This is a genomic window from Halomonas sp. DP8Y7-3 (assembly GCF_019801675.1).
Lineage (GTDB): Bacteria > Pseudomonadota > Gammaproteobacteria > Pseudomonadales > Halomonadaceae > Halomonas > Halomonas litopenaei_A.
In genome coordinates, this window is sequence record NZ_JAHVIO010000001.1 from 168,885 (window position 1) to 182,442 (window position 13,558).

11 protein-coding genes are annotated in these 13,558 nt (G+C 61.5%); 9 read left to right on the forward strand and 2 right to left on the reverse strand.

Translation table 11 applies throughout. The annotated features are described in order from the left end of the window. Positions 1-47 precede the first annotated feature (47 nt). Positions 48-689, forward strand: coding sequence for a pyridoxamine 5'-phosphate oxidase (pdxH, locus tag KUV86_RS00755; protein WP_222483274.1), 642 nt, complete (start codon positions 48-50; stop codon positions 687-689). A 126-nt stretch (positions 690-815) separates the two neighbouring features. Here the strand turns inward: pdxH and KUV86_RS00760 are convergent, their stop codons facing one another. Continuing rightward, positions 816-3,563, reverse strand: coding sequence for a bifunctional acetate--CoA ligase family protein/GNAT family N-acetyltransferase (locus KUV86_RS00760; RefSeq protein ID WP_222483275.1), 2,748 nt, complete (start codon positions 3,561-3,563; stop codon positions 816-818). 213 nt (positions 3,564-3,776) lie between these two features. Here KUV86_RS00760 and KUV86_RS00765 point away from each other — a divergent pair, with 213 nt between their 5' ends. Continuing rightward, on the forward strand, positions 3,777-4,724 hold the full coding sequence (locus KUV86_RS00765) for a histone deacetylase family protein (protein WP_222483276.1): 948 nt from the start codon (positions 3,777-3,779) through the stop codon (positions 4,722-4,724). 159 nt (positions 4,725-4,883) lie between these two features. Beyond that, positions 4,884-5,519 (forward strand): helix-turn-helix domain-containing protein, encoded by a 636-nt coding sequence (locus KUV86_RS00770; RefSeq protein WP_222483277.1) that lies wholly within the window; start codon positions 4,884-4,886, stop codon positions 5,517-5,519. 70 nt (positions 5,520-5,589) lie between these two features. On the opposite strand, the gene KUV86_RS00775 is transcribed toward KUV86_RS00770, so the two are convergent. After that, a complete protein-coding gene (locus KUV86_RS00775) occupies positions 5,590-6,474 on the reverse strand; it encodes a formate dehydrogenase accessory sulfurtransferase FdhD (RefSeq protein WP_222483278.1) in 885 nt (294 codons plus the stop codon). Positions 6,475-6,622: 148 nt separating this feature from the next. Between KUV86_RS00775 and KUV86_RS00780 the strand changes: the two genes are divergently transcribed. From KUV86_RS00780 to KUV86_RS00805, 6 genes are all read left to right on the forward strand, one after another. After that, positions 6,623-7,054: a DUF3305 domain-containing protein gene (locus KUV86_RS00780; RefSeq protein WP_315900950.1), complete on the forward strand. Its 432-nt coding sequence runs from the start codon at positions 6,623-6,625 to the stop codon at positions 7,052-7,054. After that, a complete protein-coding gene (locus KUV86_RS00785) occupies positions 7,051-7,851 on the forward strand; it encodes a DUF3306 domain-containing protein (RefSeq protein WP_222483279.1) in 801 nt (266 codons plus the stop codon). Before KUV86_RS00780 ends, KUV86_RS00785 begins: the two co-directional genes overlap by 4 nt. 130 nt (positions 7,852-7,981) lie before the next feature. Beyond that, the gene (locus tag KUV86_RS00790; protein ID WP_222483280.1) at positions 7,982-9,721 is read left to right on the forward strand and encodes a 4Fe-4S binding protein; all 1,740 of its coding nucleotides are present in this window, start codon (positions 7,982-7,984) and stop codon (positions 9,719-9,721) included. After that, complete coding sequence (locus tag KUV86_RS00795; protein WP_222483281.1) at positions 9,718-10,398, forward strand: molecular chaperone; 681 nt, start codon at positions 9,718-9,720, stop codon at positions 10,396-10,398. Before KUV86_RS00790 ends, KUV86_RS00795 begins: the two co-directional genes overlap by 4 nt. Beyond that, positions 10,395-10,613, forward strand: coding sequence for a twin-arginine translocation signal domain-containing protein (locus KUV86_RS00800; RefSeq protein WP_206938867.1), 219 nt, complete (start codon positions 10,395-10,397; stop codon positions 10,611-10,613). The genes KUV86_RS00795 and KUV86_RS00800 overlap by 4 nt, the downstream gene beginning before the upstream one ends. An 18-nt stretch (positions 10,614-10,631) precedes the next feature. Further along, the gene (locus tag KUV86_RS00805) at positions 10,632-13,487 is read left to right on the forward strand and encodes a formate dehydrogenase subunit alpha (RefSeq protein ID WP_222238504.1); all 2,856 of its coding nucleotides are present in this window, start codon (positions 10,632-10,634) and stop codon (positions 13,485-13,487) included. Positions 13,488-13,558 lie beyond the last annotated feature (71 nt).

Sequence of the window (13,558 nt, forward strand, 5' to 3'; positions counted from 1 at the left end):
AACACAACTCACGTTCACTGCTTAATTGGATACCACTGGAGACACTCATGACCCGTGATATTGCGGACATCCGACGCGACTATGAAGGCGGTATTCTCGACGAAGGCAGCGTACCGAACGACCCCTTCACCTTGTTCGACGAGTGGTTTGCCCTCGCGCTGGATAGCGAACCCCAGGACGCTAATGCCATGACACTATCTACGGTAGATAGTCAGGGACTGCCCCATGCGCGGATTGTGCTACTCAAGGGCGTCGATGCCAACGGCATGGTGTTCTACACCAATTACCACAGCCATAAGGGCAGCGAGCTGGCCAACGTTCCCCATGCCGCACTGACCTTCTGGTGGCCCTCTCTGGCACGTCAGGTACGCGTGGAAGGACACGTCGAGCGCGTGGCAGAAGAAGAATCGAACGACTACTTCTCCAGTCGGCCCCGGGGCAGCCAGCTTGGTGCCTGGATCGCGACACAAAGCGTGGTGATTCCTGACCGCGGCTGGATCGAACAGCGCCAGCAACGCTTCGAAAAAGCCTACGAAGGTCAGGACATTCCTCGACCCGTACATTGGGGCGGCTATCGCGTCGTACCGGAGATGATCGAATTCTGGCAAGGGCAACCCAGTCGCCTGCATGATCGCGTGCGCTATCACCGCCGCGATGATAGCTGGGAGGTGGCTCGCCTGGCTCCGTAGAGAAAGCAGGCTGCTCTAGTAAGCATCTGTCGAAGAGAGTCTGTCGACAAGAACCTGGAGAGCAACCCTTCTTGAGAACTCAGGCCCACCGGCGCATGGAAGGATGCTGCGCCGGTGGCGGCGTGATCATTCCACTGGCCGTTCCAGGCGGTGCCGCTGCCAATCACTGGTGGGCTCGTTGAGTCGCAGAACGGCATCCACCACCTGCTCCTCCATGTTGAAGCGCTGACGGAACCCCAGATGTTTCATCAGTGCCCGCATGGGATGATTGTCGATCATGATCTTGCCGAACATTTCCAGGGTACCGACACCCTTGCAGTAGCGGATCATCTTCTCCATCAGCCGACTGCCAATACCCAGCCCCTGAAGATCATCACGAATGATGATAGAAAATTCGGTGCGAATGTTGTCGGGGTCATTCCACACGCGCACCACCCCCAACATTTCCTTGCTGCCATCCTCGCACAGACGCTCTGCGATAAAGGCCATCTGGCGGTCGTAGTTGATATGGGCCAGGCGTGACAGGTCGCCTTGGCTCAGGTCGGTCTTGTTATGGAAGTAGCGAAAGCGAATACTCTCTTCCGACAGCTGACGGTGGAACTCGGTGATCAGCGGCGCGTCCTCGGCACGGATGGGGCGAAACTCCACTTCCCATCCATTGCGTAGTGTGACCGATTCTCGCAACTCCTCCGGATAGGGCATGATGGCAAATCGCGCGGGCTGCCCCAGGTCCATGGCGAAATCCACCGCCACCATGCCATCACGGTTGAGCAGCAAGGGGTTGATCTCTAGCCCCCGCAGCCTGGGCAGGTCGGTTGCCATCTGCGACAGCGTCACCAGCACCTGGCAAAGACGCTGCATGTCACGTTCGGGATCGCTTGAGTGCTCACGAATCAGCCGGTAGGCATGGGTGCGGCCTACCATGTCGGCCGCCAAGGTCATGTTGAGCGGCGGCAGCGATACCTGTCGGTCGGCCAGAATATTCACCTTGTAACCGCCGATGCCAAAGACGATGAGCGGGCCGAACACCGGATCGCGAGTGATCCCGGCACACAGCTGCATGGAATGCTTGCCCCGCTGCATGGGCTGGAGACAGAACTCGCGCACCTGAAAACCCGGGAACTTCTCGGACACTTTCTCGCTGAGACGATCCATGGCGGCTGCGACGTCCGCAGGTGAGGCGATGTCCTGAATCAAGCCAGCCGACAGTTTGTGAGGATGCTGGCGGTAGCGGAATGGCCGACTGTTGCCATCATGTACCACCTTCAGGGCAAAGGGCCCCTCCATGGCTCGGGACAATTGCGCCGCGTTATCGGTGCTGTCGGGATAGAGGCTCTTGGCCACCGGCAGGCCATAGGCCTTGAGCACCTCGGCCGTCTCGCTATGGGCAAGACTTTCCCTGCCCTCGGCCAGCACCCGATCGATCAGCTGATGACAGCGCTGGCGTACCTCTGCTGCAGTGGAAATGGGAAGACTTGGCGGCGTCTGCTGCAATAGCGATTGGACTCTCTGATAGTCCACCATGTGCATGAATGCCTTGACCGCCTTCTCAGGAGACAGGTAGGTGGGGATACCGGCTTCATGACAGAGATGACGGGCGTCGACAGCCTGTTCGAAGCCCATCCAACTGGTCAGCAGATTGCGCGGGAAACGCCGCCTTCCACCAATCAGCGCTTCGGCGGTGGCCCGGGAGGGCGCCAGGCGTGTGGGGGCATGAACCACCAGCACCGCATCGACGTTGGGATCTGCTGCCACCACCTCCAGCGCTGCCACAAACCGCTCTGGGGTGGCATTGCCTCCCAGGTCCACCGGATTTTCACCTGGCTTGCTGATATCCAGGTCCTGTTCGCGCAGCGCGCGTTGGGTATCATCCTCGAACTCGGCCAGGCGACCGCCGGAGCTGATCAGCTTGTCGATGGCGAGCATGGCCGGGCCTAACCCATTGGAAACGATCGCCAGCCGATCCCCTTTGAGAGGGCGCATCCGCGACAGGGTTTCCAGCGCATCATAAAGCTCATCGGAATCGTTGACCCTGACCACCCCCGCCCGGGCAAAGGCCGCATCGAAGACCTGATCGCGATGGGTGATACCCGGTGTCGGTGGCAGTCCACTCATGTCACTTTGCGCCGTGCGACCACTCTTGATGGCCAGGACCAGGCGACTGCGTGACGCATCTCGCACGGCGGTCATGAAGTGCTGGGCATCATGCACTCGCTCCAGGTGCAGCAATATCGCCTGGGTCGGCGAGTTCTGATTGATGTAGTCAATCAGGTCAGGAAGCATCACATCGATGCTTTCACCCAGCGTCAGCAAGTGTGAAAAGCCAATACCTCGCCCCGCAGCCCAGTCGATCATGGCGTTGGCCAGCATGCCGGATTGCCCGAGATAGGCGACCTTGCCCCTGGGAACCGTGTGGCTCGAATAGGAGGCATTGAGGTGCCTTCCGGGCACGATCAGCCCCATGCATTCAGGTCCCAGCACGCGAATACCGGAGGCCCTGGCAGCATCGAGCATGCGCTGGCGAAGCGAGGACTTGCCGCTATGCTCATCATCCAGTTGGCTGCCTCCGGACAGCACCAGCGCAGCCCGTACGCCACTCTCGCCAAGGCGGGAAAGCAGCTTCGGCAAGCTATTGACCGGAGTGCACAGAATCGCCAGATCGACGATCTCGGGTAACTGCGATGTCCGCGCGACACAGGTGACCCCATGCACGCTGGCGTAGCCCTTGGCATTGACCGCCCAGAGTTTACCGGTGTATCCCCCATCGAGAAGGTTGCGAATGACCTGGCCTCCCGTGGAGTGCGTCTTCTCGGAGGCGCCCACGACGGCTATCGACGCGGGATCGAAAAAACGGCGCAAAAACTGGGTGCTCACGGCAAGACCTCCTGGGCGAATCGTACCCCGATGGGTGGCACCTGGCGTGCCACCCAAGCCAATAGTGGTGGAGTGTGGCGCGGTGCCCTCCGCGCGTCCACCCTTGGGTGTCACGTCAAGGGGTGTCGCCACGGTGGGCGCGTTCGACCATTGGTGACTGTCTTCCCAGGCCGTCTCACCCTTAAGGTGGCGCCATGACCGCCGGAGCCTCGCATGATTACAGCCTACTTGACCCATCCGCAGTGCCAGCGCCACGACATGGGACCAGAGCACCCGGAGAGCCCGCTGCGACTGGATGCCATCAGAGCTCAGCTGATGCGTGCAGGTGTGCTGCAGCATGCCATGCAGGCCGATGCTCGCGAGGTCACCCGGGAACAGCTTGAGCGCGTGCATGGCACTGCCTACCTGGCGCGCCTCGACGCCGCTCTGCCTGACGCCGGCCACGCCCACCTGGACGCCGACACCTTGATGAACCCCGACAGCCTGCAGGCAGCAAGCTTTGCGGCTGGGGCGGTCGTCAAGGGCGTGGACCAGGTCCTCAAGGGCAAGGCTGATAACGTGTTCTGCGCGGTGCGACCGCCAGGACACCACGCCGAAGCCGATGAAGCCATGGGTTTCTGCTTCTACAACAACGTCGCCGTCGGTGCGGCCCACGCCCGAGCGGCCCATGGCGTGCAGCGCATCGCCATCCTCGATTTCGACGTGCACCAGTGCAATGGCACTATCGATATCTTCAAGAATGATCCCGATACCCTGATCTGTACCAGCTTTCAGTCGCCCTTCTATCCCTGGCGGTATCTCGACACTCCCTACCCCAATGTGGTGCACACGCCACTGCCTGCCGGCACACAGAGTCTTGAGTTTCGAGCTGCCATAGAGCGTGACTGGTGGCCTGCGCTGGACCGTTTCAAGCCCGAACTGGTGATCATCTCGGCGGGCTTTGACGCCCATCGCGACGATCCCATGGCCGAGCTATGCCTGGACGATCAGGATTACCACTGGATTACCCAGGGCATACTCGCCATAGCGCGCCAACATTGTGAAGGGCGCGTCGTCTCAGTGCTTGAAGGAGGCTACGACCTCATCGCTCTCGGCAGATGCGCTGAAGCCCATATGCGCGCCCTGCTGGGACTGGCCTACTCACCTTCCGCCGCCACCTGACGGCGCGCCTCCCTCCCTCTCACGGGGCCATGACTTACGGGCTATGACTTACAGGCTGTGGCTTAAGAACGGCGTCTTACGGGTACAACAGGCAGAAGCGAAACAGGCGGGGGCTGTGTTAGCCTAAAGGAAATCAGATTTCCTATCGTGAACACCGCCATGGCGCAACATACCGATCAGGAGGCAGCGCTCGAGATTGCCTCCGGCCGCAAGGCCTTCGTTGAACCCCTCCGTCTGGGTGAGCGGCTCAAGGAAATACGCCTTGCCAACCAATGGACGTTGGAAGATGTCAGCCAGCGCACGGGGCTGGCCCGCTCGACGCTTTCCAAGATCGAAAATGATCAGATATCCCCGACCTTCACCGCCGTACAGAAACTGATCGGTGGGCTTGGCATCGACTTGCCACAACTGCTGTCACCCCCACGCCAGCAGTCGCGCACCATGGGCCGACGCGATATGACCCGTCGCGGCGATGGTCAGCGCCACCCAACGCCGACCTACGAGCACGAGCTGCTCAGCTGCGAACTGGCCCAGAAGCGAATGATCCCGTTCAAGACGATCGTGCGGGCGCGTCGGTTCGACGAGTTTTCCGAGTGGGTACGTCATGACGGCGAAGAGTTCTTGATGGTGCTGGACGGAGAAGTCCTGCTCTACTCTGAGTTCTATGAGCCGCTGGCGTTGGCCGAGGGGGACAGCATCTACTTTGACAGCGACATGGGCCATGCACTGGTCTCTACCAGCAAGGAAGACGCCACGGTCCTGTCGGTCTGTACACGACGAGAAGCGGTAGGCTAGCAACACCAGCTAGGCGGAAATGGCCAGGCACCAGATGACAATATGACCTCAACGCCTCCGGGCATCCGTCCTATTGGCGTCGCTGCAGATCCCCAGGGCGGGGTGCAGGCTTGGCATCATGGATAAACCGCTCTCGCCCATGGATGATCTGCAGTTTGCGGCCCTTGGCGCGGGCAATCAGCAGCACCCCAAACCTCTCGGCAAGCTCGACGCCTTTCTGGGTAACGCCTGAGCGGGATACCAGTATCGAAATGCCCATCTGCGCCACTTTGAGCACCATCTCGGAGGTCAGTCGCCCGGTGGTGTAGAAGATGTCGGGTACCTGCCCATCCCCCGGCGTTAACCACTCACGCCCGGCCAGAGTATCCACGGCGTTGTGGCGCCCCACATCCTCGACGAAGTCCAGCACCTCCTGCTGGCGGCACACCGCACAGCCATGTACCGCGCCCGCACTGCGGTAGGTGTCGTTATAGGCCCCTAGTGCCTCCAGCAAGGCGTAGATCACCGATTGACGTACCGGCTCACGAGACAGTGCTGCCATCGAGGTCTGATCCAGCAGGCGGCCGAACACCGTGCCCTGGCCACAGCCAGTGGTAACGGTACGCTGGCCAAGGCGCTGCTCAAGATCGTCAGGCTCCTCTCGCGTCACCACGGCCGCAGCCTCTACCTCCCAGTCCACCATGACAGCGTCCAGGTCCTCACGCCGCTGTATCAAGCCCTGATTGCGTAGATACCCAACCACCAAGGCCTCAGGGTCGGCACCAAGGGACATCAGGGTGACGATCTCCCGTCGATTGAGGTACACCGTCAAGGCCCGCTCTGCGGCGATCGCCTGGCGACGGGGATGACCAAATTCATCGACAACCTCGATCTCGAGCGTCGCAGGCAACTGCGCGTAGCTTCTCTGGACCTTATGCTGGACCTGATGCTGGCTGCTGGGCTTGCTGAATGACATGCAGACTCCTGGAGGTCGGTGGCAGCCATCGTATGGGCGTGAATCAAATGCCTGTTAACGGCATAATGCATGTTGGGTATCATTGAATGAGCGTTCGCTGATACTGTCGTTCCCCAGAGGCAAGGATGCCGCACGGAGACAATACACCATGACTGAGACGTCCAACAGGCGACAACTCAGCCTTGACCTTGGTCACCACGACCGTATGGTCAAAGGCTTTCGCCAGCGCAACTGGGAAATCACCGGCCTTGAACCCGGAAACAGCGGTCCCTGGGTGCTGACGCTGGTGCTGAGCATGACCGAGCGTGCCGCCTACCGCTTCAACCTCGAGTCCCAGACACCACGCCTGTTCGTTCGCGCTGGCCACAGTGACCTGCCTCCCAAGCCCGACGCGGTCACCGCGAGCCAGGATGTCGCTGCCAACTGGATGGACGGTGAACACCGAGTGCTCGCCACACCCATGCCCTTGGCCCTGCAAGCCTGGGTCGAGGCCTATCTGGCAGCCCATGGCGAAGCGCCGGCAGAGGGGCGCAAGAAGAAGCGCAAGGGCGCAGGCCGTGCCCGGGAGAACACTGCATGAGCCGCCTGTCGCGCTGGTCTCAGCGCAAGCTGGATGATCACGAAGCACCTGACCACTTAGCGTCCGTGGATGAAACGCAGCGAACCATTGGGGCCGGCACGGCGGCCGGCAACGAGCCGGAAGATGTCCCCAGTGATCGTATGTACGCTCCCGGGCACGCCGCTGTGCCAAGCCCAGCGCCAAGCCCGGCGCAAGCGCAACCGACGAAAGCTGCAGAGGGCGACGCCAGCGAGTCTGCTGCTGGCACTGACGCCACCGCCCTGCCCGACCCAGAGACGTTGGTTCCAGGCAGTGATATACGCGCCTATCTTGAGTCTGGCATCGACAAAGCCTTGAAGCAGCGTGCCCTGCGGCAGCTTTTCAGTGCCGAGCGCTACGGCATTCGCGACGGTCTGGACGACTACGACGATGACTTCCGACAGCGCCTGACACCGCTGGCCAAGGAAACCGCCCAGCGCTTGCGCCGCTGGTGGGATAACGTCGACGACGCGACTGACGATCGGACTCTCGATACCGATGCCGATGCCGACAGCGTTGGTCAAGACAGAGCTAGTCAGAACAGAACTGATCAAGAGGCTGGCGACCAGCAGGCTTTTGACCACGGCATCGCCGAGAAAGACGCCGCTGGGCATGCGCAGGACCAAGCTACCAACGAGGGTGGTGCCACTCCTTCTCGCCCACGCACAGGCTGGGAGGCGTCTACCGCAGCATGCAGTAAGTCTCACTGCGAGACGCTCAGCGAAGACACAGCGAGGGGCGACGACCAGGACCTCTCGGGAGATACACCTCAACCCTGACCTTATCAACGTTTGGCCCACGTCTTCGACCAAGGGCGGTTGGCGAATTTGAGATTGACCGCTCACACTGAGTCCTAGACACATAAGAAAAAAATGATAACGACCAATACGTTCTCGACCGTGGAACAGCATGAACCAAAGAATTGCGACGATACCGGTAGACCAGGAGGTCAACCGGAAAGCCCGTGAGCGCGCACTTGCCGCCAGCTCATGGCCAGTCAACCTGGCAGCCTCCTCCGTCGGCTATCAGAGTCATGGCCATGTGCTGGCCATCGGTGACAGCCGTGCCCTGACCGCCCTGCTGGACCGCCAGGGAGACTCATCATCCCTGGCCAGCCTGACGCTGGTCGTCACCGACGCCGGACATCAAGCGCTCACGACCCATGCTGATCTGCGTGCCCATGCCGATCTGCGCGTCTTCGTGCAACCACTGCTGGGCAAACACCCTGCGGACCTGCACCTCGAGGGCTACCTGGGCAACTTCAGGTTGTGGCTGCCGACGCCCGATGGGCCTATCAACCTGGCCAAGGCGCTACTGGAACGTGACGGCCACGACCTGGTCATCGACCTATGTGCAGAGCCCAGCCTGCCTCGAGAGCTTCCTCCTCCCGGCTACTTTCACGCCCCTGTTGCGGGGGAGCAGCGCGACACCCTCATTGATGGTCTGGCTGACTGGGTTGGGGACTTCGAGAAGCCTCGCTACTTCCAGATTCATAACGATCGCTGCGCCCACTCCACACGTGGCTTTGAAGGCTGTACTCGCTGCCTGGAGGTTTGCCCAGCCGATGCTATCCACAGTGTTCCTGGAAGGATTGGCGCGCACATCGAGATTGACCCTCAGCTGTGCCAGGGCGTAGGTAGCTGTTCCAGCGCATGCCCCACCGGAGCCATCGAGTTTCGCCAGCCTCACAGCCTACGTCAGCAGGACACCTTGCTGGCGTGGCTCGATGGGTATCACAACGCTGGCGGCACGTCGCCGGTCGTGCGCTTCGTCCAGGCCGACTACACCGATCATCAACAACCTGACGCGCCTCACGTGATCGACGTGGCCCTGGAAGATCTTGGCGCCGCCGGTGCTGACCACTGGCTATCGCTGATCGCCGCGGGAGCGTGTGAAGTCCGCATTGTCGACTACCCCTCCATGCCGCCGCGCCTCGCCGCTCATCTGGAGGATCAGCTGGCTCAGGCTCGCGGACTGCTCGCGGCACTTGGACATTCTGAACAGCGACTCCAGCGTTTTGCCGCCAGCGACCCGCTCAGCAGCGATGCTTTGCCCCGCCATGCGGGATTGCCCACCCGCCTGAGCCGCCTTGACGACGACGCCGACAGTGACGGCGATGACGAGCAGGGCAAGCGCCGACGCCTCAACCGAGTGCTGGAGCACCTGGCGCTCCATGGCGAGCAGGATGGCCAGCGACACAGCATGCCAGGCGGCAGCCCTTTCGGGGGCATCGACGTCAACAGCGATGCCTGCACCCTGTGCATGGGCTGCGTCGCCAGCTGTCCCACGGACGCGCTCGCCGCGGGCGGGGACACACCTAGGCTCGACTTTCGTGAGGCCGACTGTGTGCAGTGCGGTCTATGCGCAAAGAGCTGTCCTGAATCTGCCATCACGCTGCAGCCCGGATTCTTCGCCAGCTCAGCGCGAGCGGACTGGCGCGTGTGCCACGAAGACAGCCCCTTTCACTGCATCTCCTGCGGCACCGCGTTCGCCAATCGCGGCACCATCGAGGCCATTCAGCAAAAGCTCGCCCAGCATCCGTACTTCAGCGGTGATCAGGCACGCCGTCTGGAGATGTGTCAGGACTGCCGCGTCAAGGATGTATGGCAGGAGATGGCGACCAACCCGGAGGCTCAGCTCAAGGTATGACGGCTCAACACTCGCCCACCGATATCTCGCCCGGGCAGGACGATGAGGCCCGGGCCCTCAGAGCGGACATCTATGCCCTGCTCGCCGCCTTGCTGAGAACGCCACCCGACAACGCACTGCGTGAATGGCTGGCTTCTCTCGAGACATCGACAGACGACATACGTTTCGCCCAGGCCTGGCAGCGCCTGGCGAATGCCGCCGCGGACAGTACCAGCGAAGGGCTGAAACGCGCTCACTTCGTTCACCTGGTCGGCGTCATCCAGGGCGATGTGCTGCCTTACGCCTCCTACTATCGTGAAGGCGGCTTGATGGAAGCGCCATTGGTCGCCCTGCGCCAGGAGCTGCGCACGCTTAACCTGGAACGTTCTCCCGACGTGAGTGAGCCCGAGGACCACCTGGCCGCCCTGTGCGAAGTCATGGCCATGCTGGTGGCGGAAAGCCATCCCCGCGAGGCCGGTTTCTTCCATCGCCACCTGGCGCCATGGGCCACTGACTGTGCACGGGATCTCGCCGCCGTGGCATCGCCCTTCTATGCCGCCATCGGCGCGCTGGCGTCACTCTTCTTCGAACGCGAAGGCAGTCAGTTGCAGGCTACGCCCCCCCCCTCATCCCAGACCCTCGGCATGGCAACACCAGACGTTCGTCGCCAGCCCCAAGGAGCAGGAGATCAAGCATGAGTGCTACCCCCGATACACAACGACGTCGCTTCCTGAAGGTGCTTGGCGGGGGCACGATTGCCGCTGCCGGGGCAGCGGTCGTGGTCAGCCAGACAGCTCAGGCGACAGCAGAGGACAACGCCGACGCCTCATCGGCCAAGCGTGACCCAGCGTCTTCCGGCAATTACCGGGAGACAGAGCACGTGCGTGCTTTCTATGACTCTCTACGCGACTGATACCCAGGAGATCCTGCTATGCGTCTGACACGCACCTCTCACACTCCCAAGGCATCCGGGCTGGGTATCTCGCGGCGACAGTTCCTCAAGCGCAGTGGAGCCGCCACCGGCGGTGTTGCCGGCCTCGGTCTACTTGGCAGCCCGATGATGCGTCGCTCCGAAGCCGCCGAGAAAACCCCGTACAGCGACGCACCGGTAGAGACACGCCGGACGATATGTTCACACTGCTCCGTCGGCTGCGGCGTCTATGCAGAGGTTCAGGAAGGCGTCTGGACCCACCAGGAACCGGCCTTCGACCATCCGATCAATCGCGGCGCCCACTGCGCCAAGGGTGCCTCGTTGCGTCAGCATGGCCACTCGACGCGACGCCTGAAATACCCCATGAAACTGGTCGCCGGCGAATGGCAGCGGCTGTCCTGGGATGAGGCCATCGACGAGATCGGCGCCAAGGTGCTGGAACTGACGGATCAGCATGGGCCAGATAGCATCTACTGGCTGGGATCTGCAAAGTTCAGCAATGAACAAGCCTACTTGATGCGCAAGTTTGCGGCGCTGGCGGGCACCAACAACACCGATCACCAGGCCCGTATCTGCCACTCCACGACGGTGGCGGGCGTTGCCAATACCTGGGGCTACGGGGCGATGACCAACTCGCTCAATGACCTCCAGAACAGTCGTTCGATCCTGTTCATCGGCTCCAATCCCAGTGAAGCGCATCCCGTGGCCATGCAGCACGTGCTGCTCGCCAAGGAGCGCAGCCAGGCCGAAATCATTGTGGTGGATCCTCGCTTCACCCGCACCGCAGCGAAGGCCGATCACTACGTGCGGATTCGTCCCGGCTCTGACGTGGCCTTTATCTGGGGACTGCTGTGGCATATCTTCGAAAACGGCTGGGAAGACCGTCAGTACATTGAGCAGCGCGTCTATGCCATGGACGAGGTGCGCAATGAAGTGGCCAACTTCCCGCCCAGCGAGGTAGAGCGAATCACCGGCGTGCCCGAAAATGTCATGCGGGATACCGCAAGGACATTGGCTGACAACCGCCCGGGTTGCATCGTCTGGTGCATGGGAGGCACCCAGCACACCACCGGCAACAACAATACTCGCGCCTACTGCATTCTCGAGCTCGCCCTGGGCAATATCGGCAAGTCAGGTGGTGGTGCAAACATTTTCCGTGGCCATGACAATGTTCAGGGCGCTACCGACCTGGGACTGATGTCCCACTCGCTGCCCGGCTACTACGGTCTCGCCGAGGGCGCGTGGCAACACTGGGCCCAGATCTGGGGGCTGGACTACGAGTGGCTCAAGAGCCGTTTCGACCAGACCGAGTACGCCGACGGCTACCCGATGAATTCCAGCGGGATCACGGTGTCTCGCTGGATTGATGGCGTGCTTGAGGACGATGCCGATATTTCGCAGCGCACCAGCCTCAAGGCGATGTTCTACTGGGGACATGCCGTCAACTCCCAGACGCGTGGCACCGAGATGCAGAAGGCCATGCAGAAGCTGGAGATGATGGTCATCGTGGACCCTTATCCCACTGTGGCTGGCGTCATGCATGACCGCACCGACGGTGTCTATCTGCTGCCGGCCGCCACCCAGTTCGAAAGCTACGGTAGCGTGACGGCCACCAACCGCTCTGTGCAGTGGCGTGACCGTGTGGTGGAACCCGCGTTCGAAGCCAAGCCCGACCACGCCATCATGTATCTGCTTAGCCAACGTCTTGGCTTTGCCGACGAGCTGTTCAAGAACATCCAGGTCAATGGCGATGAGCCACTGATCGAGGACATCACCCGAGAATTCAACCGCGGGATGTGGACCGTCGGCTATACCGGCCAAAGCCCAGAGCGGCTGAAGGCCCACCAGCAGAACTGGCACACCTTCAGTTTCCGTGACTTGCGTGCCGAAGGTGGGCCGGCTGATGGCGATTACTACGGCCTGCCCTGGCCGTGCTGGGGCACGCCAGAACTTGGCCATCCAGGCACTCCGATTCTGTATGACACCAGCAAGCCGGTATCCCAGGGGGGGCTGACCTTCCGGGCTCGCTTCGGTATCGAGCATGAAGGCACCCCTATTCTGGCGGACAACTCCTTCAGCGCCGAGTCTGATCTCGAGGATGGCTATCCTGAATTCAGTGCCGACATGCTCAAGGACCTGGGCTGGTGGGACGAGCTGACCCCGGAGGAAAAACAGGCTGCAGAGGGCAGGAACTGGAAGACGGATCTGTCCGGCGGCATCCAGCGTGTCGCTATCGCCCACGAGTGCGCCCCCTTCGGCAATGCCAAGGCGCGCTGCAATGTGTGGACCTTCCCCGACCCGATTCCCAAGCATCGTGAACCGCTCTATACCTCGCGACGCGACCTGGTCAAGGACTATCCCACCTGGGAGGACGTGGCCTCCCACTATCGCCTGCCGACGCTCTACCAGAGCATTCAGGAAAACGACGCCAGTCAGAAGTACCCCATCATCATGACGTCTGGACGTCTGGTCGAATACGAAGGTGGCGGCGAGGAAACCCGCTCGATGTCGTGGCTGGCCGAGTTGCAACAGGAGATGTTCGTCGAGATCAACCCTGCCCTGGCCAATGACCTGGGCATCCAGGACGGCAACATGGTCTGGGTCGAAGGTGCAGAAGGTGGACGCATCAAGGTCAAGGCCATGGTCACGCCGCGGGTGGCCAGGGAAGTGGTCTTCATGCCGTTCCACTTCGGTGGCGTGTTCCAGGGAGAAAGTCTGGCCGACCGCTACCCGGAAGGCACGGTCCCCTACGTGATCGGCGAGGCGGTGAATACGGCAACGACATACGGCTATGACTCGGTGACCCAGATGCAGGAAACCAAGTGCACGCTGTGTCGTATCGAGCTCGCGAGCTGAACCGTCGAATCGAACAAGAGATCGGGACCGGTGAACAGCCCGTCCCGACCTCCGGGAAACCAGGAGTTGCA